General features: G+C 71.3%; 17 protein-coding genes. 15 read left to right on the top strand and 2 right to left on the bottom strand.

Annotation, left to right across the window (positions count from 1 at the left end; translation table 11 throughout):
* Nucleotides 1–1,363: 1,363 nt before the first annotated feature.
* Complete coding sequence (locus tag ACWC9R_RS20150; RefSeq protein WP_450733285.1) at nt 1,364–1,591, bottom strand: hypothetical protein; 228 nt, start codon at nt 1,589–1,591, stop codon at nt 1,364–1,366.
* A gap of 259 nt (nt 1,592–1,850) precedes the next feature.
* Here ACWC9R_RS20150 and ACWC9R_RS20145 point away from each other — a divergent pair, with 259 nt between their 5' ends.
* From ACWC9R_RS20145 to ACWC9R_RS20090, 12 genes are all read left to right on the top strand, one after another.
* On the top strand, nt 1,851–2,207 hold the full coding sequence (locus ACWC9R_RS20145; RefSeq protein ID WP_450733283.1) for a hypothetical protein: 357 nt from the start codon (nt 1,851–1,853) through the stop codon (nt 2,205–2,207).
* Between the two features lie 99 nt (nt 2,208–2,306).
* A complete protein-coding gene (locus tag ACWC9R_RS20140; RefSeq protein ID WP_362607046.1) occupies nt 2,307–2,744 on the top strand; it encodes a phage tail protein in 438 nt (145 codons plus the stop codon).
* 1 nt (nt 2,745) lies between these two features.
* Nucleotides 2,746–3,525, top strand: a complete 780-nt coding sequence (locus ACWC9R_RS20135; RefSeq protein ID WP_450733281.1) for a CIS tube protein — start codon at nt 2,746–2,748, stop codon at nt 3,523–3,525.
* A gap of 16 nt (nt 3,526–3,541) precedes the next feature.
* Nucleotides 3,542–5,461, top strand: a complete 1,920-nt coding sequence (locus ACWC9R_RS20130; RefSeq protein WP_450733279.1) for a VgrG-related protein — start codon at nt 3,542–3,544, stop codon at nt 5,459–5,461.
* A 48-nt stretch (nt 5,462–5,509) separates the two neighbouring features.
* A complete protein-coding gene (locus ACWC9R_RS20125; protein ID WP_450733277.1) occupies nt 5,510–5,917 on the top strand; it encodes a GPW/gp25 family protein in 408 nt (135 codons plus the stop codon).
* The gene (locus ACWC9R_RS20120) at nt 5,917–7,929 is read left to right on the top strand and encodes a putative baseplate assembly protein (RefSeq protein ID WP_450733276.1); all 2,013 of its coding nucleotides are present in this window, start codon (nt 5,917–5,919) and stop codon (nt 7,927–7,929) included. The genes ACWC9R_RS20125 and ACWC9R_RS20120 overlap by 1 nt, the downstream gene beginning before the upstream one ends.
* Entirely contained in the window at nt 7,926–8,483 is a 558-nt protein-coding gene (locus ACWC9R_RS20115; RefSeq protein ID WP_450733274.1) for a phage tail protein, read from the top strand. The genes ACWC9R_RS20120 and ACWC9R_RS20115 overlap by 4 nt, the downstream gene beginning before the upstream one ends.
* A 2-nt stretch (nt 8,484–8,485) precedes the next feature.
* Entirely contained in the window at nt 8,486–9,730 is a 1,245-nt protein-coding gene (locus ACWC9R_RS20110; RefSeq protein ID WP_450733272.1) for an NADase-type glycan-binding domain-containing protein, read from the top strand.
* Between the two features lie 153 nt (nt 9,731–9,883).
* A complete protein-coding gene (locus ACWC9R_RS20105) occupies nt 9,884–10,627 on the top strand; it encodes an ABC transporter ATP-binding protein (protein WP_450733271.1) in 744 nt (247 codons plus the stop codon).
* A gap of 3 nt (nt 10,628–10,630) precedes the next feature.
* A complete protein-coding gene (locus ACWC9R_RS20100) occupies nt 10,631–11,926 on the top strand; it encodes a DUF7224 domain-containing protein (protein WP_450733269.1) in 1,296 nt (431 codons plus the stop codon).
* Nucleotides 11,923–12,531, top strand: coding sequence for a hypothetical protein (locus ACWC9R_RS20095; RefSeq protein WP_450733267.1), 609 nt, complete (start codon nt 11,923–11,925; stop codon nt 12,529–12,531). Before ACWC9R_RS20100 ends, ACWC9R_RS20095 begins: the two co-directional genes overlap by 4 nt.
* 253 nt (nt 12,532–12,784) lie before the next feature.
* A complete protein-coding gene (locus tag ACWC9R_RS20090) occupies nt 12,785–13,273 on the top strand; it encodes a peroxiredoxin (protein ID WP_450733265.1) in 489 nt (162 codons plus the stop codon).
* Between the two features lie 167 nt (nt 13,274–13,440).
* Here ACWC9R_RS20090 and ACWC9R_RS20085 read toward each other — a convergent pair whose 3' ends face one another.
* On the bottom strand, nt 13,441–14,838 hold the full coding sequence (locus ACWC9R_RS20085; protein ID WP_450733263.1) for a hypothetical protein: 1,398 nt from the start codon (nt 14,836–14,838) through the stop codon (nt 13,441–13,443).
* Nucleotides 14,839–15,446: 608 nt separating this feature from the next.
* Here ACWC9R_RS20085 and ACWC9R_RS20080 point away from each other — a divergent pair.
* The 3 genes from ACWC9R_RS20080 to ACWC9R_RS20070 all read left to right on the top strand — a co-directional run bounded on the left by ACWC9R_RS20080 (nt 15,447) and on the right by ACWC9R_RS20070 (nt 18,932).
* Nucleotides 15,447–16,751 (top strand): hypothetical protein, encoded by a 1,305-nt coding sequence (locus tag ACWC9R_RS20080; protein ID WP_450733261.1) that lies wholly within the window; start codon nt 15,447–15,449, stop codon nt 16,749–16,751.
* A 279-nt stretch (nt 16,752–17,030) separates the two neighbouring features.
* Entirely contained in the window at nt 17,031–17,417 is a 387-nt protein-coding gene (locus tag ACWC9R_RS20075) for a hypothetical protein (RefSeq protein WP_450733259.1), read from the top strand.
* Nucleotides 17,418–17,705: 288 nt separating this feature from the next.
* Nucleotides 17,706–18,932 (top strand): helix-turn-helix domain-containing protein, encoded by a 1,227-nt coding sequence (locus ACWC9R_RS20070; RefSeq protein WP_450733257.1) that lies wholly within the window; start codon nt 17,706–17,708, stop codon nt 18,930–18,932.
* Nucleotides 18,933–18,976 lie beyond the last annotated feature (44 nt).

The following is an 18,976-nucleotide window of genomic DNA, read 5'->3' as shown; positions in this document are numbered from 1 at the left end:
CCCCCTCACCCCGCACTTCCGCCGCCGAACCGGCGAGCAAGGGTGCGGCACCGGAACCCGCCGCTGTGCGGCCCGACATCCCCCAACGTGTCGTACAGCGGCGGGCCACCGGCCCACGTCGGTCCGCCCCGAACCGGAGCAGCGCACCGGAGGCGCCGCGGACCACGGACACCACGCCCGGCGGCGGCCCGGCGCCGAGCGGTGACTCGACGCGGCCGGCTCCAGGCACCGCACCGAGCGCGAGGCCTGCCTCGAACCCGGCCCCGATTCCTGCCTCGCCGCCTCGACCCGCCTCTTCTGCCTCTCCGGCCAAGAGCACACCGCCGCGCGCGGACGCCAAGGCCAGCGAACACACGGCCCCGGGTCCGGTCACGAACACTCCCGCGAGCCCGGCCCCGAGCCCGGCCCCGAGCGCGCCCCCGCGCGACGGCGACCGCACGAGCCGGCCGGTCCAGCGGGCGGCGGACAAGGCCGCCCAACCGCCTGCGCGCCGGACCACGGGAACAGACCGTCAGCGCCTGGGACTTGGCGCCCCGCTGCTCTCCGACGCGGACAGTGGTGGCCCGGCCAAGGACGTTCCGTCCGACGCACAGCCGGTCCGGCCGCCGGCCGGTCAGGGCCGTACGGCGGCCCCCGGTCCCGGCCGTACGCCGGCCCCCGGTCAGCCCTCGCAACCCGCGGTCCAGCGCAAGCCACTGATCGGCGCACCCACCGAGTCCACCCCGATCCGCCACGAGGCGGCCGCACCAACGCCGACGTCCGCGTCCAGGTCCACGCCCACGTCTGCGTCAGCACCCACACCCATGTCCGCGTCCGAAGCGACGCCCACATCGGCACCGAACCCAGCAGCGGCACCGGCACCAGCACCAGCACCAGCACCAGCACCACCGTCAGCACCCGCACAGACCCACACACCACCCTCACCCCCGACTTCGACACCGGCTCCGCGCTCGCCCCGGACCCCGTACTCGTCACCGTCCCCGGCCCCGACCCCGGCCCCGGCCCCGGTGCAGCGCGCGGCCTCGTCTGCCCCATCGCCCTCCCCCGTAGGACCGTTGCCGACCACACCCCCGTCGGTGAGCCGTGCTTCGGAGAGCCCCGTGCGGGCGCCCCGCGCGGCGGCACCTCGTACGCCGCAGTCGCCCGGGACGGAACCCCGTACGCCGGCATCGGACGCACCGGAGCGCGGTGCGGCGGAATCCCGCCTACGGGAGGCCGGCGCGGGCCCCTCCCAGGCCAAGCAGGCCAAGCAGGCTCCCCAGTCGCTCACGCGCGACATACGGACGGCGGGCGCCGACCGCCCGCCCCGTGTCACCCGGCGGGCGCCGCTCGCGTCGGCGCGTGCGCTGGACCTGGTGTCCCGTCAACAGCCCACCGGGCAGCAGGCGGACGCCGCCGCGCCCGCGGCGGTGCAGCGGTCCGCCACGCGGGCCGCAGCCGCCGGTCCGGCCGCGGTCCAGCGCTCCAGCGTGCCCGCCGCGGCACCCACCGCCGTCCCCCTCCGCCCCGTGACGAGCACCCGGCACACGGCGAGCACCCCGCACACCGCGGGCACGGCGAACACCGCAAGCACGGCGAACACCGCAGGCACGGGGGCGCCCCCTCCCCACCCCGCAGGCCCCGCACCCCGGCGGGCGACCGGCGTGCCCGCCGTCGCCCTGCACAAACCGGCATCGGCGTCGGCACCGGCACGCACGCCGCTCCCGTCGTCCACGCCGTCTCGTACCGTCCGGACCGCACCGGCCGCCCTCCCCGGCATGCCCATGGTCCAGCGAGCCCCCGCACCTCCCGCCACCCCCGGGGCCCCGGGTCCGGCTCCGCACCCGGCCGCGTCCCCGGCCTCACCTCCGATGTCCTCCCCCCAGCCCCTCTCGTCCACCGCCCCGCCCACACGCCCGGCCTCGGCGACTCCGCCCGCCGCCGCTCCGGCGCAGACCTCCAGCCCCCTCCAGCGCACCCCCAACTCCCCCACAGCGGCCGCCCCGAGGTCCACCCCCACCACCACGCCAGCCAAGAGGGCCGCCGCCACCCCCGCGGCCACCGACCAGGCCAGCCCCGCCAACCCCGCCACCTCACCCGACCCCTCCGACCCCGCCGCCCTGGACGCGCTGGCCCGGCGTCTGGTCGCGCCCCTCTCTCGGCTGCTCCGTGCCGAGTTGCGCGGCGACCGTGAGCGCATCGGGCGGCTGCGCGACCACGGCCGCTGACCCGCACCCGCCCGTCCGTCCGGCCGACGTCCGGTCCCACTCCGCCTCCACCGACTCCGACCCCGCCCCGCCACCACTCCACCCGAAAGACCAGCCACCATGCCCAAGGCCCAGGACCCCGGTTCCACCGTCTTCTTCAAGCTGACCATCGACGGCCAGGACCTCGGCCTGTTCAACGGCTGCGACGGCCTGGCCTCCGAGGTGGAGGTGGAGCAGCGGCAGGAGGGCGGCAACAACGGTTTCGTCTGGCAGCTGCCCACCCGCGTCACGTTCTCCACGATCCGGCTCACCCGCCCGCTCACCGCCGACACCTCCCGGGTGGCCGCCTGGATCTCGTCCCTCGCCACCGGCATCACCCGGCCCACCGCGCAGATCGCCGCGCTCCGCGCCGACGGTTCGATCGTCGCGCAGTGGGGGCTGGTGGAGGTGCTGCCGGTGCGCTGGCAGGGGCCGAGTCTGGACCCGGCGAGCCCGGGGGTGGCGACCGAGACGCTGGAGATCGCGCACCACGGGTTCACCGACGCGGGAGGTGCCTGAGGTGGCCGCCCCGACCGGCGGGAAGGCGGGCGCGAGCCTCGTACGGGCCGCCCTCGCGATTCACCAGCCCCCCACCGACCTCGGCGGCTCCCTCGGCGGCCGGATCGGTGAGGTGGAGTTCCAGTTCAATCCGACCCAGTTGCAGCTCGGGCGGGAGGCGGAGTGGCACACCCAGACCGCGGTCGCCTACACGCGGGGCGCGCCGCCCAAGTTCACCGGCACCCGGCCCGCCACACTCCAGCTGGAGGTGTTCCTGGACGCCTCCGGCACCCCGAATTCCGGCAAGGTGCAGAAGAAGATCGAACTGCTGCTGTCCTGCTGCGAGGTGACGGCGCAGAGCGTCAACTCCAAGCGGCCTTCGCCACCTTGGGTGCGGTTCTCCTGGGGGTCCTTCAACACGGTGCAGTTCGTGGCGTACGTAACGAGCGTCAACGCCACGTACACCCTCTTCAACCCCACCGGCGAACCGATCCGCGCCACCTGCACGCTGTCCCTCACCGAGGTGGCCATGCCCACCAAGGGGCAGAACCCGACCTCCGGCGCGCTCTCCGCCCGCCGTATCCACCGCACGGTCGCGGGGGACTCGCTCGCCTCGCTGGCCTGGCGGGAGTACGGGGACGCGACCCGCTGGCGGCTGATCGCGGAGGCGAACGGGATCGACGATCCGATGCGGCTGCGGCCGGGCACGGAGCTACTGCTGCCCGCCGCCGACGAGGACGCGCCGGAAGGCCGTCCCCCGAGCCCTCCCCCGCATCCCACAACCCACGAGGCCGCCCGATGAGCAGCGAGAGCATCCGATGAGTGAGAAGACGTACACCAGCGTCCTGTACGCCGAGATCGGCGGCACGCCGCTGCCCGACAAGCTCGCCACCCTCCTCATCGAGGGCTGGGTGGACGCGAGCGTGAATGTGCCGTCCGCCTTCCAGCTCACCTTCAGTGACACGGGGTCGGACATCCTCAAGACCTTCCCCCAGATCAAGGTCGGGGCGAAGGCGGTGCTGTCGCCCTTCACGGACGGGCGGCGCGGTACGCCCATGCTGACCGGCGAGATCACCGCTCTCGAAGTGGACGCGGACGCGAGCGGCAAGTACCTGGTCGTGCGGGGATACGACCCCGGGCACCGGCTGCTGCGCAACCGCCGGGTCGCGGGCTACCCCAACATGACCGCGAGCGACATCGTGCGCCGTCTCGCCGGTCTCAACAAGCTGTCCCTCGGCAAGGTGGAGCCCACCCGCACCGTCTACGAGCTGGCCACCCAGCCCAACATCACCGACTGGGACTTCCTGCTCCGCCTCGCCCAGGAGAACGACGCCCACCTCTCCTTCGACCCGAAGGGCAAGCTCCAGTTCGGGAAGCTCTCCCCGGCCTCGTCGGCGCCCGCCGACAGCACACCGGCCGCGCAGAGCCCGTACGTCCTGGAGTTCGGCCACAACGCGATGCACAGCCGGATCGCCGTCACCGCCGCCGGGCAGGTCGACAGGGCGGGTGCGCGCGGCTGGGACATGCGGGCCAAGCGTGCGCTGTCCGCGCAGTCCCCGGCCACGACGAGCAAGGACATCGTCGCGGACATCACGCCGGGGCAGCTCAGCAAGCCGTTCGGGAAGGCCGAACTCACCGCCACGGACACCCCGTTCACCAGCCAGGCCCAGGTGACCCATGCCGCGCGGGCGCTCGCCGACGACGCGGCGGGGTCGTTCGCCGAGCTGGAGGTGGCGGTCACCGGCAATCCGGACCTGAAGCCGGGGCAGCCGGTGGCGCTGAAGGGGGCCGGGTTCCCCTTCGAGGGGAAGTACACCGCGACCGGTGTCCGCCATGTCTTCGAGTCCGGGCGGCCGTTCACCACCTGGCTGACCGTCTCGGGGCGGCAGTTCCGGTCGCTGTACGGGCTCGCCTCCGGCGGCGCCGAGGCGGCGCCGCCCATGCCGGGTGTGGCGATGGCGCTGGTCAGCAATGCCAAGGACCCGCTGCGGCTGGGCCGGGTCCGGCTGCGTTTCCCGTGGCTGTCGGACACCTACGAGAGCGACTGGTGCCGGGTCGCGCAGCTGGGCGGTGTCCGGGGCGGCGGGCTGGTCCTGCCGGAGGTCGGCGACGAGGTGCTGTGCGCCTTCGACCGGGGCTCGCTGGAGCATCCGTATGTGCTGGCCGGGCTCTACAACGGCCGGGACAAGCCGCCGAAGGAACCGGACGGTCTGCCCGCGGTCGACCCGACCAGCGGGCGGGTCAACTGGCGCAGCTTCGCCTCGCGCAGCGGTCACATCGTCGAGCTGCTGGACGCCAAGACCCGGATGAAGAGCGGTATCCGGCTGCAGACCGGCAACGGCCGGATGACCGTCCACATGGACGAGGCGCGCACCAGCGTCACCATCCGCAGCGACGGTTCCGTCTCCATCACGGGGACCCGGAACGTGAGCATCAAGGCGGGCGGCAACCTGTCGCTGACCGCGGGCGGCTCGCTGACGATGAGCGCCGGCGGGGCGGTCGACATCAAGGCGGGCGCGAAGTTCGGCGTCGCGGCGGGGGGCGTGGCGGACATCAACGCGACCGGCGCGATCAGCCTCAAGTCGGCCGGCGCGGTGGCCGTCAACTCGGTCGGCGCGGTCTCCGTGTCCGCGGTCGGCGCGGTGGCCGTCAACGCGGGCGCCGCGGCGGCCATCAGCTCGCCGGCCACGGTCACGCTGAACGCGCCGGCCGTGCTACGCAACGGCATTCCTTTCTAGGGAACTTGAGGAAGTTGAGGGACATGTGTCTCAAGGGGGGCACCGGAGATGAGTGAACAGTTCGTCGGTGCGGGCTGGAGCTTCCCGCTGCGTACCGACGCGGGCGGCGGTATCGCACTGGCCCGCCGGGAGCGGGAGATCGAGGAGTCCATCCGGCTCGTCCTCGCCACCGCGCCCGGCGAGCGGCCGATGCGGCCGGAGTTCGGCTGTGCCGTGCACGACATGGTGTTCGCGCCGGTCAACGAGGCGACGGCCGGCCGCATCCGCTACGAGGTGCGGTACTCCCTCGACCGCTGGGAGCCGCGTATCGAGGTCCAGGAGGTCGAGGTCAGCCCGGCGGCCGACGATCCGTCCGTGCTGTTCATCGACGTGCGCTACAGCGTGCGCGGCACCAACAACCCGCGCAGCCTCGTCTTCCCCTTCTATGTGATCCCGTCCACCGAAAGCGAAGCCTGATGGCCCTGCCCGCACCCCATCTCGACGACCGGCGCTTCCAGCAGTTCGTCGACGACGCCAAGCGCTACATCCAGCAGCGCTGCCCCGAGTGGACCGACCACAACGTCTCGGACCCCGGGGTGACCCTCATCGAGGCCGTCGCGCACATGGCCGACCAGATCGTCTACCGGCTCAACCGGGTGCCGGAGAAGAACCATCTGGCCTTCCTCGACCTGCTGGGCGTCACCCTCTTCCCGCCCTCCGCCGCCCGCGCCGACGTCACCTTCTGGCTCTCCGCGCCGCAGGCCGAGCCGGTCGTGCTGCCCGCCGGGACCGAGGTGGCCACCGGCCGGACCGAGACCGAGGAGGCGGTGGTCTTCGCCACCGAGGACGATCTGACCGTCGTGCCCTGCGAACTGACCGCCGTCCTGCGGCAGGAGGCGGGAAGCACCCCCGAGGACTGCGGCCAGGACATCTTCGGCGGCACCGACGTGGCCGTGTTCACGGCCGCCCCGCAGCCGGGCGACACCCTGCTGTTCGGGCTGTCGGCGGCGGTGCCGCGGTGCGCGGCCGTCCTGCAGCTGGACAGCCGGGTGGACGGCGTCGGCGTCGACCCGCGTCAGCCGCCGCTGCGCTGGGAGGCCTGGACCGCCGACGGCTGGACGGAGTGCGAGGTCGAGGAGGACTCCACCGGCGGCCTCAACCGGCCCGGCGAGGTCGTGCTGCACATCCCGGCCGGGCACACCGGCACCCGTGTCGGCAGGACGGACGCAGCGTGGCTGCGCTGCCGGGTCGTCGAGGCCAAGCAGGGCCAGCCGTTCTACAGCGCCTCACCGACCGTGCGGTCCGCCTCCGCGTTCACCATCGGGGGCACGACCAGGGTCGCGCACGCCGACGTGGTGCGGGACGAGATGCTCGGCGAGTCCGCGGGGGTGCCCGGCCAGCGGATGCGGCTGGCGCACGCGCCGGTCGTCGCCGACCGCCCGCCGCTGCGGCTGGAGGTCTCCGACGGGGACGGCTGGCAGGAGTGGCAGGTCGTCCCCGACTTCGCCGCCTCCGGGCCGGACGACCGCCACCTCACGCTGGACGAGTCGACCGGTGAGATCGCCTTCGGCCCGTCGGTGCGCCAACCGGACGGTTCGATACGGCAGTTCGGGGCCGTACCGGCCAAGGGCGCGGTGCTCCGGGTCCCGCACTACCGCACCGGCGGCGGGCGGGACGGCAATGTGGCGCGCGGCGCGATCCAGGCGCTGCGCAGCTCGATCCCGTACGTGGCGCGGGTGGAGAACCGGGAGGCGGCGCGCGGCGGGGTCGACGGCGAGACGGTGCAGGAGGCGAAGGTCCGCGCGCCGATCGCGCTGCGGGCGCAGGAACGGGCCGTGACCGCCCGCGACTACGAGGAGCTGGCGCGGCGCGCGGCCCCCGAGGCCGCCCGGATCGCCTGTCTCGCGGTCGATCCCGCCGAGCGCGCGACGAGCACCGCGCAGAGCGCGCCGGGCGCCGAGGCCGGTGAGACCGGCCGGACCGGTGAGAACGCGGTCCGGGTGCTGGTCGTCCCGCAGGCCGTCCCCGACCGCGGCGGCCGGCTGCGCTTCGAGCAGCTGGTGCCGGGTGAGGAACTCCTGGGCCGGGTCACCCAGTTCCTCGACGAGCGCCGCCCGGTGGGTACCCGCCTCGCCGTCGGCCCGCCCTTCTACCAGGGCGTGACGGTCGTCGCGACGCTGCACTCCTTCCGCGCGGCGCGCGCCGACCGCGTCAAGGCCGAGGCCCTGGACGCGCTCTACGCCTACCTCGACCCGCTGACCGGCGGGGCCCATGGCGACGGCTGGCCCTTCGGCCGCCCGCTGCGCTCCGGTGAGATATTCGCGGCCCTCCAGCGGGTCCCCGGTGTGGAGCTCGTCGACGAGGTCCTCCTGCACCCCGCCGACCCGCTCACCGGGCGCCGCGGTGACGCCACCGACCGCATCGAACTCGCCCGCTCCGCGCTGCTGTTCCCGTTCGACCACCGCGTCCGTGTGATCGAGGCCCGATGAGGGGCACACCCACGGGGATGGCCTCCCCGCACCCGCTGGGCGAACAGCTCCCCGCGGTCTACGCCGACGACGACTTCGCCCAGCGCTTCGTCGAGGGCCTCGACGTGGTGCTCGCCCCCCTCTTCAACGTCCTGGACTGTCTGGAGAGCTACTTCACGCCGGCCCTCGCGCCCGAGGACTTCGTCGACTGGCTGACCACCTGGGTAGGCACCGAACTCGACGGGACGGAACACCCGGCCACCCGCCGCCGTGCGGTGGCCACGGCCGTCTCGCTGCACCGGGTGCGCGGCACCCGGCGCGGGCTGGCGGACGCCGTCCACCTGGCGTTCGGGGTACCGCCGGAGATCGTCGAGAGCGGTGGTGCGACCTGGTCCGCGCGCCCGCTCGGCCCTTTCCCGGGCTCGCCGCACCCCGGTCTGCGGGTGACCCTGCGGGTCCACGACCCCGCCACCGTCGACCGGCACCGTCTGCACGCCGTCGTCGCGGCGGCCCGCCCCGCGCACCTCCCGTTCGCGACCGAGGTGACCCGTCTGTCCACTCCTGAAGGAACCTGACCATGCCCACCGACCCCACCCTCTGCCCCGACTGCGGCTCCCCCGTCTCCAAGGCGGGCCAGTCCTTCTGCGACTCCTGCGGAGCCTTCCTGCGCTGGGACCACCCGGCACAGCAGTCTTCCGCGACGGCCGGCGAGCACCCGCCGGCCCCGGCTCCCCCGGCCTCCGCGCCCGGCCCGGACGCCGCACACCACGCCGCCGGGTCCGCCGCCACGCCCGCGAAGCCCGCCACCGGGGCCCCCGCCGGCGGCCACCCGGCCGCCGCCCAGCAGGACCCCGACGCGGAATCGACCGCCCCGCTCCCGTCCACCGCCCCGCAACAGGGGGACGGGAACGGCCGGCCCGACACGGAGGGCCGCCAGGACGGTCCGGGTGCGGCCACCCCCCGCCCGGCCGGCGAACGCGGTGTCTCCGAGACCGGCATCCGCGCCCTCCTGGTCCCGGTACCGGGCGCCTCCGCCGCGCCGCCGCCCGAGACGCCCGGGGTGCTCCCGGGCCGGCCCGAGGCGGCCCGGCCCCGGGTCCGTACCCCGCACGCTGACCAGCCCGAGGACGGCACACCGTGCCGCAGCTGCGCCGCCCTCAACGCGACGGGCCGGCACTTCTGCCGGAGCTGCGCCATCCCCCTCGTCGACACCGCGGCCGAGACCGCCGAGGGCCCGTACGCGGGGCAGCGGCCGCGGCTCAACCGCACCCGCGCCCGGTGGATCGCCCGCGCGGTGGTGGCGGCGGTGGTCGTCGCCGTCGTGGTCGGCGGCATCATCGGGGGTCCTCCGGCCGCACGGGCCATCCAGGACCACTTCGCCAAGCGCATCCCCGTCCCCGCCGCCAACTGGAAGGCCTCGCACAACGGCCCCGGCCACGCCGCCAAGCTCGCCTTCGACACCTACTCCAACACCTGGTGGGGGACGGGCTATTCGGGCGACTCCAACGGCCAGTACCTCCAGGCCTCGTTCGGCCAGCCCACCAACCTGCTCAACGTCCTGATCACCCCCGGAGCGTCCGCCCGCACCCCGCAGGCCGCCGACCCGGCCCGCCCGCGCGAGTTCGACCTGATCGTCACCGACTCCGCCGGCAAGCGGCACGTCTCGCACCCCCGGCTGAACGACGGCGGCCCTCAGAAGATCGACGTCACGGTCCGCAACGCGGTCACCGTACGGCTGGTCCTGCGCACCGCCTACGGCGCCACCGGGGAGAAGCAGGTGGCCATCGCCGAGCTGGAATTCTTCGGCCGCTCAGGGAGCTAGCCCGCTCAGGACGGGGACGGCCACGCGGCCACCCCCTCCTCCTGGAGCGCCCGCTCCCGGCGCGCAGCACCTGCGCCGGGAGCCGGGGCCGGGGGCCGGGGGCCGGGGCCGACTGACCAGCCGTATCGCCGTACCCGGATAGGCTGGGGCGGCATGTCCCTACAATTCCATCGATGTTCCTTCCGGTACGGCCGGAAGACGCCCGCTCTCCACCGGCTCGATCTCTCCCTCGGCCACCGGGCCACGGTCCTGCTCGGGCCGAACGGTGCGGGGAAGTCGACCCTCCTGGGCCTCGCCGCCTCCTGGATCTCCCCGACCGAGGGCACCGTGAGCTGGCGTGGGGTGGACCCCGCTGAGCCCAGGTCGCGTGCCGCGTACCGCAGGGCGGTGGGCTGGCTTCCGCAGAACGTGAAGCCGATGCCGGGGCTGACCGTGCGGGAGAACGTCGCCTACATAGGCTGGTTGAAAGGACTGTCCCGCTCCGATGCCTGGAGCCGGTCACAGGATGCCCTGGAGCGGGTGAAGTTGGGCAGCCTGGCGGACCGGAAGAGCCACCAGCTCTCCGGTGGCCAGCTGCGGCGCATGGGAATCGCCGGCACGCTCGTCCACGACAGCGAGGTCGTCCTGCTCGACGAACCGACGGCGGGGCTCGATCCCTCGCAGCGGCAGATCTTCCGCGACCTCGTGACGCACCTGCTGGCGGACATCCAGGTCGTGGTGTCGACCCATCAGACCGAGGATCTCGACACGATGTATGACCACGTCGTCATCCTCGACCAGGGCGAGGTCCGCTTCGAAGGCGACACCGACGGTTTCCTGGCTCTCGCCGCCCCGGGTGTCCCCGAGGGCCGGCGCGCCGAGGGTGCCTACACCCAGCTGATCGCTCAGGAGGTGTGAACCGTGCTCTGGCGTTCCGTCCTGCGCTCCTCCTCCGCCACCTGGCTGGCTCCCCCGCTGGCCGCCTTCGTCGCGCTGCTCCTCTCGGACGACCTCACCTCCGGGGTAACGCGCGGCTATTGGCCAGGTGCCCTGGGCGCCGCCGCCTTCGCGCTGCCCTTCGTCGCCCCGGCGTGCGCTGCCGCCGGCGCCTGGGAAGGTGCGCGCCTCACCCGCGGAGGGGCCGAGCACTGGGCCCCGACCCGCTCCGGCCTCGGTGTCGCCCTGCCGCTTCTGGCACCCGTCTTCTTACTGGGGGCGGTCGGCATGGCGGTGGCCGCCGCGCTGACCGTCTCCGCGGGCCGGCCTGAGGCCGGCGGGCCGCCGGTCGGCATGGTGGCCGGCATGGTGGCCGTCTGGCTGGTGATCCTCGCGGCCCATGCCATGGCCGGCTTCCTCCTCGGCAGGCGGCTGCCCCTGGTCGTGGCGACTCCCTCGGCCCTGGTCCTCAGCTTCGTGCTGACCGCCTACCCGGCCGCCCTGGAACCGGTCTGGCTGCGCCACATGGTCACCGGCGGGATGTCCTCATGCTGTGCCCTCGACCAGACCCCCGGGTGGCGCGCCCCGGCGAGCGCCCTCGTACTGGCCCTCGGCGCCATGGGCGCGGTCGCGCTGACTCTGGCCACGGCGCCCCGGCGGAGGCGCACTCTCCTGATCAGCGGCACGCTGGCGGCCGGCCTCGTCGGCAGCGCGGGGCTCGCCCACGGGCTGCCCGCCGACCCCGCGTCCGCCCGTCCCGCCGATGAGCTGCGGTGCGCCGGGGACGCTCCCCGGGTGTGTCTGTGGCCGGAGCTGTCCGGTCGCGCGGCCATGGTCCGCGAGCAGGCCTCCGACGCCCGACACCGGCTCCAGCAGGCCGGTCTCACCGTTCCCGGAAAGCTCACGATGGAGGAACACCCCGGCCACCGGGCCCTGTTCATCGGCTCCTGGCCCGACCCCACACCCTCCGACGTACGCGCGGGTGTCGGCACCGCGCTGCTGTCGTCCGGCCCGCCCGCGTGTGCCCGGTCGACAGGCTCCTTTCCCGGCGCCGACGCCTACGGGCCCACCGCCGCGTGGCTCGCGCTGACCGCGGGAGCCACCGCGCACGACGTCGCCCGGCACCACGGGGAGAAGGAAACCGCGATGGCCGCGCGTGTCCGTCAGTCCTCCCACCGCACCCAACTGGCCTGGTTCCAGCGCAACGACAAGGCCCTGCGGGACTGCACGACGCGCCCCGCGCCACTCCCCCCGCGCCGCACCCAGGAGACGTCACGATGATCTGGTGGCTCAAGGCCACCGGCGCCCTCGGCGTCGCAGTGGCCCTGCTCGCGACGTACCTCGTGGCCCTCGTGGTGCGTCAGGAAGCCATTCCGGTACCCGCGGTGGCGGGCCCCTCGGGGCAGCTCCTGGTCACCCAGATCCTCGGGGTGCTGCCGGTCGTCCTGCTCCTGCACGGGCTCGACCGCGGGGACCCCCTCACCGAACAGGTCGCACTGCGCCACAAGGGCCGGCGCGACCTGGCCCTCTGCGGTGCCTTCGCCCTGCTGGCCCTGCTGCCGGCGGGCGGTGTCCACCTCCTGTGGGACCGGCCCGAAGCCCTGTCCCTCGCCCGCAACTGCGTCGGCTTCCTCGGAACGGCACTCATCGTGCGCACGGTGCTGGGGCCCGGCATCGCCGCGATCTGCGTCGCGGCCCTCCCCCTCGCCTGTGCCGCCGCCGGCCGCAGACCGGGCGGCTCCGCCCAGCCCTGGGCATGGCCCCTCCACGAACCCGGCTCCGTCCTCGGCGCCGGTGAAGCCGCCCTCCTCTACACCCTCGGCTGCGCCCTCGCCCTCTGGAGAAGCCGCCCCCTGCTCAACCCGCTGGCCCGCTCCACCTCGTGAACACCCCGCCACCAAGGGCAACCAGCTGCGCTACCTGGCGACTTGGCCCCTCCGTGGACCTCGTACTCTTCTGATCTGACGGGCGCAGGAAGGACCAATCCGCGCTGCGACCGGCGACGAAGAACCGGAGAGGGGCGGATCGGCTGCGTCGGCGGCCGGACCGCCACCGCGCTCCATGCCCAGAACACCACAGCGAAGCAGAGAACGACCACACCGTTCAGGCACACCGCCTCTTCCGGATGGGACAAACCCGATGGCTCCTTCTGCCCCCCACATCGGCACACACGTCACCGACTTCACCCTGCCCGGTGGCGTACTGACCGGCGACCGCTTCGAGCGCCGCGACTACACCCTCTCCCTCCAGCGCGGCCGCCCGCTGGTGCTGGCCTTCTACCCGGGGGACGACACCAGCGTGTGCACCAAGCAGCTGTGTTCCTACTCCACTGGCCTGGAGCAGTTCCAGGACCAGGACGCGGAGGTCTGGGGCATCAGCCCGCAGGACGTGGACAGCCACGAGCGGTTCGCCCGCCGGCACGAGCTGCGGATGCCGCTGCTCGCCGACACCGACCGGCGGGTGGCCCGCGCCTTCGGCATCGCCGCCCCCGGCATCGGTGTACGCCGGGCGGTGTTCCTCCTCGGAGCCGACGGCGTCCTCCACTGGAAGCATGTCGCCCTCCTCGGCGCCACCTACCAGCCCCTCGCCACCCTCACCCGCCATCTCGCCGGCCTGCCCAACCCCTGACGTGACAGCGGGCGATGAGGCCGCGGACCACCAAGGGCGTGGCGCGGTCGATGGGTGCGACGGCCAGACTCACGCTGAACGGCTGATGACGGTGTATCGCGGCTGTCCGGGCCCACCGGCGGCTCCGATGGGCCCTGGCCATGCCGATTCGTGATTGGTTCGGGGCTTCACTTCACGGTGAAGAAGTAGTCGTAGGGTGCCAGCTGGATGCCGGAGCGGGTTGTCGCGTAGACCGTGAGGTTGTGCCAGCCGTCCGAGGCCGGGGTCCAGTCGATGCTCGCGGTGTGGTGGGCGTCCGCGGGGACCGTGACCTCCGGGTCACCGTTGTTGAAGGTGTACGTGTAGCTCACGACATCCTTCACCTTCGACGTGAAGGTGAACGTGCCCGGGACGCCGGCACCGCCGCCCGAACCGTTCTCGGGGTAGGCCTCCGAGGCGACGGTGGCAGTGGTGTCGTAGCTGGTCCTCCACCAAGCCTCATCGCTGACCCAGCCGTTCGCACTCTTGCTCTTCACCTGGAGGTGCCCGCCGTAGATACCGTCCAGCGTGAGATCCACGGTCGCCGTGCCGTCCGCCGCGGCAGCCACCTCGAAGGTCCTGTCGTTCTGAAGTCCGCTGGTCCGCACGGAGTAGCTGACGACCGGGCTTTTCGCCTGGAGTTCGGGGTCGGGACGGAACGTGAACTTGGTCGGCTCACCGAATTCGGGCTCCGGGACGGCCGGGGTGACGGTGGGCGTCGTGGAGCTGATGCGGAAGTCGTAGCGGGCGATCGGCGACCAGTTGTGGGCCCGGTCCAGGCTGCGCACCCACAGCGTCTTCAGGCCGTCGCCGCCCGGCGGGACGAGCCTGAGCGTGGCCGAACCGCCGAGCTTGTCGGCGCGCTTGAAGTATTCCGTGCGGGAGTACGGGTCGACGGGCTGCGGAATGCCGTGGTCACCGATGTTCGTGCCGATCACCGGCACTTGCTGCTGCCAGGAGAACTCGAACCCCTCGACATCGTCGGCACCGCCCGCGCTCAGTGTGAACTCGACCGGCTCGCCCCCCTTGTTCCACGCGTCCGGAGAGTAGTTCGGCGAGGTGATGGTGGGCGCATTGGCCGGGGACGTCTTGTCGGTCGTGACATAGCAGGGGGCCGACCAGTCCGAGGCCGCGCCCCCGGCCACTGTCTGCGCCTGCCATGCGTACGTCTGCCCATCGGCGAGGGCACTGGCGGGCAGGGTGGCGGGGGCCTCGAAGCCAGGGTGGACGCGGTCGCGGGTGACCGTCGTGATCCGCGTCGGATCGGTGACCGGCCAGGCCTGATACCGCACGCCGACCCGGGGGTTGCCGGTGGTGTCAGTGGTGTCGGTGATCCCGGGGATGCCCTCGACGACGAGGCCGTCGCCGGTCGAGTGGTACGAGGGCCGGTTCGCATCGGTCGAGCAGTGTTGGTATCCGTTGAACAGCTGAGTCGGTGTGGTCGGCCTCGCGTCGGCCGCGCTCGCGGGGGACGTCGCGGCGGCCAGGGCCAGACCGAGGGTTCCCAGAAAAGCGAGGACGGCACGGGGTCTCGCGCCTAAGGACATGGTCAAGTGATCCCTCCCGTTTGGCGCCCGCAGGCAGTGCGCTGATACGCACTGACGTACGAGCGGCGAGGGGATCGTACTTGGGTGCCGCAGACCGACGCATGAGTATTCAGAAGTGCCGAGCGAGCGACAGCACGACCCCCTGGCCGGTCGGACGGGGGCCGTGCCGTCGGTGCGGCTTCTGCTGATCGCGCCACCCACACGCCTCCCACCCGAGGCACAGCTCTCTTCTCGCTACGCGGCCAGCACGTCCGCGGCTATCCGCCCAATGCGCACCAGCGCCGGTCAGTCAAACTCTCTGAACTCGACGGACGTCAACGGATCTACCGGGACCGAACACCGAAGGAGACAGCGCCGCCAGAAGCGCCGACTGGAGCGGGGTGAATCGTGCTTGGAGGCCAGTCCTCCTGCGAGTTCCAGCGAAGACTTCTCAAGAAGGGCTGCGGCGCTCGCTCTCGGCACAGCACACTCTCACCAGAACAAGGCGATCGTGTTAGCGAGGTTCTGACTTGGTCGACACAGGCGGGGCGTCAGGCGACCCTCGACAGGGCGTTCTTCAGCGGGTGCGATCCTTGCCCGCCCAGGCGCGAGCGACAATAGGTCAACTCATGGGGCTTCCCCAGGAAGAAGAGCGGCGGCTGGAGGAGTACGCCATCGAGCGCGTGGAGAGGCTCAGGTCGCTGAGTTCTATAAGCGCCGAAACAAGGTCGCGTATCGAGCCGGTAGTCTCGGGCGCAGCCCGAAATGCGCATATGCGCGAGAATCGGGTGTCCACATTTCGAGAGTTCCAGTCCGAACACCGCTGGTTTCGTTGGATCTCAAATGTGGCTGTAGCCTTACTTTTCTACTGGTTAGTTTTCTGGTGGTCCCTTTCGCTCCCCTTAAAGGAGATCCCGCAGGCGGATCAGTCGAATGCCATGTTCGTAACGGCGGTTACACTGTTCATCCTATTCTTCGTGGCGCGCAGATTACTTAGCCGCCGCGAAGGGTATTCGGGTAAGATTCACGTCGCAGCCAGCATTTTTTGCTTTACCTTAGCCCTTGCTGCCACGCGTGAATGGTGGATCGAGCAGGTGCTGAAGGTAACAGCCATTCCCGCCGTTCAAGCTTGGCAGCCGGGCGCGCGACCCATCGCTGACATGGCAGGGTCGGCGATGCTTGAAAGGTCTTCAACTGCCCTTCTCCGGATCGCCACCCTAATCCTCATTTATCAGGTCGGGCGCGCCATTGTAATGGCTGGACAGACAGCGAAGTCAATGGAGTACGCATCTGCGACACTGTTGAATTCGGTACTGGAGATAGCCGCGCAGCTCGAAACGCTGGTGTGTCGTCTCGATCGAGAACCCGCAGGCCCACCGGGGCGAGATGGCGTCACCGCACATTCTTACTTATGGCTACCGGATCGAGAAAACGTCATCAGACTTCTCGAAACCACGGCTCGCTTCGCCGAAGGGTACTGGGGTAAGACCGCTCGCGTTTCAGACCATGTCGTCAATGTTGAGATGCAGCGTGTCGCAGAGGGTATCGCTGCTGCCGTTCGTCGATGGAAGCGTGCTGCGGCAGTAGGGGGCGCTATCAACCTGAAGGAGATGAGGGATGCTTTTTCGATTGCCGTAGTCAACTGTGCGGACGGGGATTGGGATCTACTTGCTAGCGAAGTGTCGGCACGCGAGGTACTCAGCAAGCGGTTGATGAAACTTCTCCGTAGAGTGCTTGCTCTGGCCGTGCTCATTGCAGCTATTCTCGCCGTTCTTGTACGCCCCTTCTTTTGGACACAGGGGCTCAGTAGCCCGGCCGCGGCGGCGCCATTTATGGTCGCAGCTGCTTTCGTCGCAGGCATTCTGGACCCCACGATCTACGACCGCATGACGCCGGTAACCAAACTCGGCTCTGATCTGATTCCCAAGCGGTAGACCTGTCGCATCGTGACTGACTCACCCGGCCAGAATTAGGATTTCGATCAACCAATTGACCGGCTTGGGGGTCAGGCCCATCGCGGAGCCTGGCGAGTGCTCCGAGAAGTGCTCAAGACCGCTTTGCCTGTAGGAACCACGAACTGCCCCACGTGACAACGCCCCACTCCTGACGTGTGCAGGGGTGGGGCGTTTCGTCGTGCACACCTCTAGCTTTTATCCTCAACCCCTCAATATGGTGCGCAGCACCACACAACAGAACATGAGGGGGCGTTGAATATGGCGGAGTTGACGGGTGCGTTCGCTGCGGCCGAAGAGGGCGGAGGGCTCACCAGGATCACGCTGGGTGCGTTGCGGGAGGAGCTGGGCTACAAGAAGCTCGGCAAATTCATCCTGGGCGAGATCGGCGACAGCCTCGAATCAGAGGGCCTGGGCTTCTTCCCCCGCGCCACGCTCGACCCTCGGTGCAACACCGAACCCCGGCAATGGCAGGAGATCTGGATCTACGTGCGGGACAACAGCACCCGGGCCCGCGTGCTGGATGCCGTCCTGTACCCGGAGAAGGCAAACGTTCGCGCCGTCCTCGACGGGCTCGCCGGCGGGGACCTGTCCGCGCTGACGGCCGACGAGCGCCTGAAGCGTATTCAGGAAATCGTCGACGCCTGACGGGTGGGGGCCGTCACACCCGCAGCGGCCACCGCTGCGAGCAGCCGCTCGTACTCGGACTGCTCACCGCGAAGAAGGGGCATCCGACGCGAGAGAGGTCATGGACCGGCGTATCACCTCGGCGGCGTCGGGGACGTAGGGGTCGCGCCGTGCCGAGATCGTACGGCCAGCCACCGAAACACGCACTCACGAAAGCGGCCTCCGCGATGTACGCGGGGGCCGTTGGCCGCGCCCCAGGCCCAGCCAGGCGTACCGTTCTGAGTGCTGAGGTCAGAACGGAGGCCCATTATGGCGTACTTCACCGACACCCACGAGGGCGACAGCAACGGCCAGCGCCTGGCGCGGGTCCGTATGCGGCGCCGCTGGACACAGCAACGCCTCGCTACGGAGACCGGATACAGCCTGGCGGCCATCAAGGCATTTGAGCAGGGGCGGCGCGCCCTGGACAGGCCCGCAACCATCCTGCCGCTCTGCCGGGCGCTCGACTGCCACCCAACAGAGGTCACCGGAGGACCTGTGATCCCGCCCCAGGCAGACCTTGATGGACAAGCAGCCGTGGCCGCTGTGGCGCCAGTGCGACGGGCACTGCTCCGACATGACCGGCCGACTCGCCCAAGCGACGAGGAGGTGGCGAGCGTCGACGTGGACGAGCTGCGGGTGCGCACCACCGTGGCGAACTCCGATCGGCATGCCGCACGGCTGGCTCAGGCCGGTGAGACGCTACCTGCGCTGCTGCGGGATCTGCAGGTGGCGACCGAGGTAACGGATGGGCCCGAGCGCCGGGACGTCTACTCGCTGCTGGCTACGGCCTATGAGTGCGCCATGCAGTACCTGTACAAGCTTGGTCATGTCTCGGACGCCACTTTGGCGACCGAGCGGGTGCTGTGGTCTGCGGAGGCCACGGGCGACCCGCTGCGGGTGCTGGCGGCGCGCTGGTACCACGCAGGGGAGTTCCTGAGCATTGGCGAGCATGACGAGGCAGGCGCCATCATCGACGAGGCCTTGACCGGCCTGACCCGCCGTCGGGCGCCGTCGCCCGAAGCGGTTTCCCTGCGAGGCGCGTTCGAGCTGAAGGCGGCGCTGAACCACGCGCGCGCATCGGAGAAGGACGCTGCCGAGCAGCACTGGCAGCGTGCGGTCCTCGCCGCGGATCTCCTGGGTGAGGACCGTGACGACTGGCACCTGCAGTTCGGGCCCACCAACGTGGCAATCTGGGGCGTCAGTCTGCCCGTGGAGTTGGGCCGGGGGCGGGTTGCGGTGGACCGCGCGAAGGACGTCAAGTTGCCTGACTCGTACAGTCGCGAGCGTCGCAGCCACCATTACATCGACGTGGGGCGGGCCCACTTCTACAACGGGCAGCGGGATTTGGCGCTGGACGCGTTCCTGAAGGCTGAGCGGCTGGCGCCTCAGGCTACGAGGATGCACGTCGGCGTCCGGGAAACAGTAGGCACCATGATTCGCACTCAGAAGCGAGGACGGTTGGCCGAACTGGGAATCCGTCTCGGTGTCGTGTGAAGCCTGGGACTACAAACCGTAGCCCTTTAGTCACTCAGCGGCCC

Source organism: Streptomyces sp. NPDC001219, assembly GCF_053597915.1.
This window is presented reverse-complemented; position numbering and strand designations above follow the sequence as displayed.

Bases quoted from the DNA above. Each gene is read 5' to 3' on its own strand.
- ACWC9R_RS20070 (WP_450733257.1), top strand. From the start codon at position 17,706: ATGGCGTACTTCACCGACACCCACGAGGGCGACAGCAACGGCCAGCGC.
- ACWC9R_RS20125 (WP_450733277.1), top strand. From the start codon at position 5,510: ATGAGTGAACAGTTCGTCGGTGCGGGCTGGAGCTTCCCGCTGCGTACC.
- ACWC9R_RS20110 (WP_450733272.1), top strand. From the start codon at position 8,486: ATGCCCACCGACCCCACCCTCTGCCCCGACTGCGGCTCCCCCGTCTCC.
- ACWC9R_RS20090 (WP_450733265.1), top strand. From the start codon at position 12,785: ATGGCTCCTTCTGCCCCCCACATCGGCACACACGTCACCGACTTCACC.
- ACWC9R_RS20075 (WP_450733259.1), top strand. From the start codon at position 17,031: ATGGCGGAGTTGACGGGTGCGTTCGCTGCGGCCGAAGAGGGCGGAGGG.
- ACWC9R_RS20145 (WP_450733283.1), top strand. From the start codon at position 1,851: ATGTCCTCCCCCCAGCCCCTCTCGTCCACCGCCCCGCCCACACGCCCG.
- ACWC9R_RS20120 (WP_450733276.1), top strand. From the start codon at position 5,917: ATGGCCCTGCCCGCACCCCATCTCGACGACCGGCGCTTCCAGCAGTTC.
- ACWC9R_RS20130 (WP_450733279.1), top strand. From the start codon at position 3,542: ATGAGTGAGAAGACGTACACCAGCGTCCTGTACGCCGAGATCGGCGGC.
- ACWC9R_RS20140 (WP_362607046.1), top strand. From the start codon at position 2,307: ATGCCCAAGGCCCAGGACCCCGGTTCCACCGTCTTCTTCAAGCTGACC.
- ACWC9R_RS20115 (WP_450733274.1), top strand. From the start codon at position 7,926: ATGAGGGGCACACCCACGGGGATGGCCTCCCCGCACCCGCTGGGCGAA.
- ACWC9R_RS20095 (WP_450733267.1), top strand. From the start codon at position 11,923: ATGATCTGGTGGCTCAAGGCCACCGGCGCCCTCGGCGTCGCAGTGGCC.
- ACWC9R_RS20080 (WP_450733261.1), top strand. From the start codon at position 15,447: ATGGGGCTTCCCCAGGAAGAAGAGCGGCGGCTGGAGGAGTACGCCATC.
- ACWC9R_RS20105 (WP_450733271.1), top strand. From the start codon at position 9,884: ATGTCCCTACAATTCCATCGATGTTCCTTCCGGTACGGCCGGAAGACG.
- ACWC9R_RS20085 (WP_450733263.1), bottom strand. From the start codon at position 14,838: ATGTCCTTAGGCGCGAGACCCCGTGCCGTCCTCGCTTTTCTGGGAACC.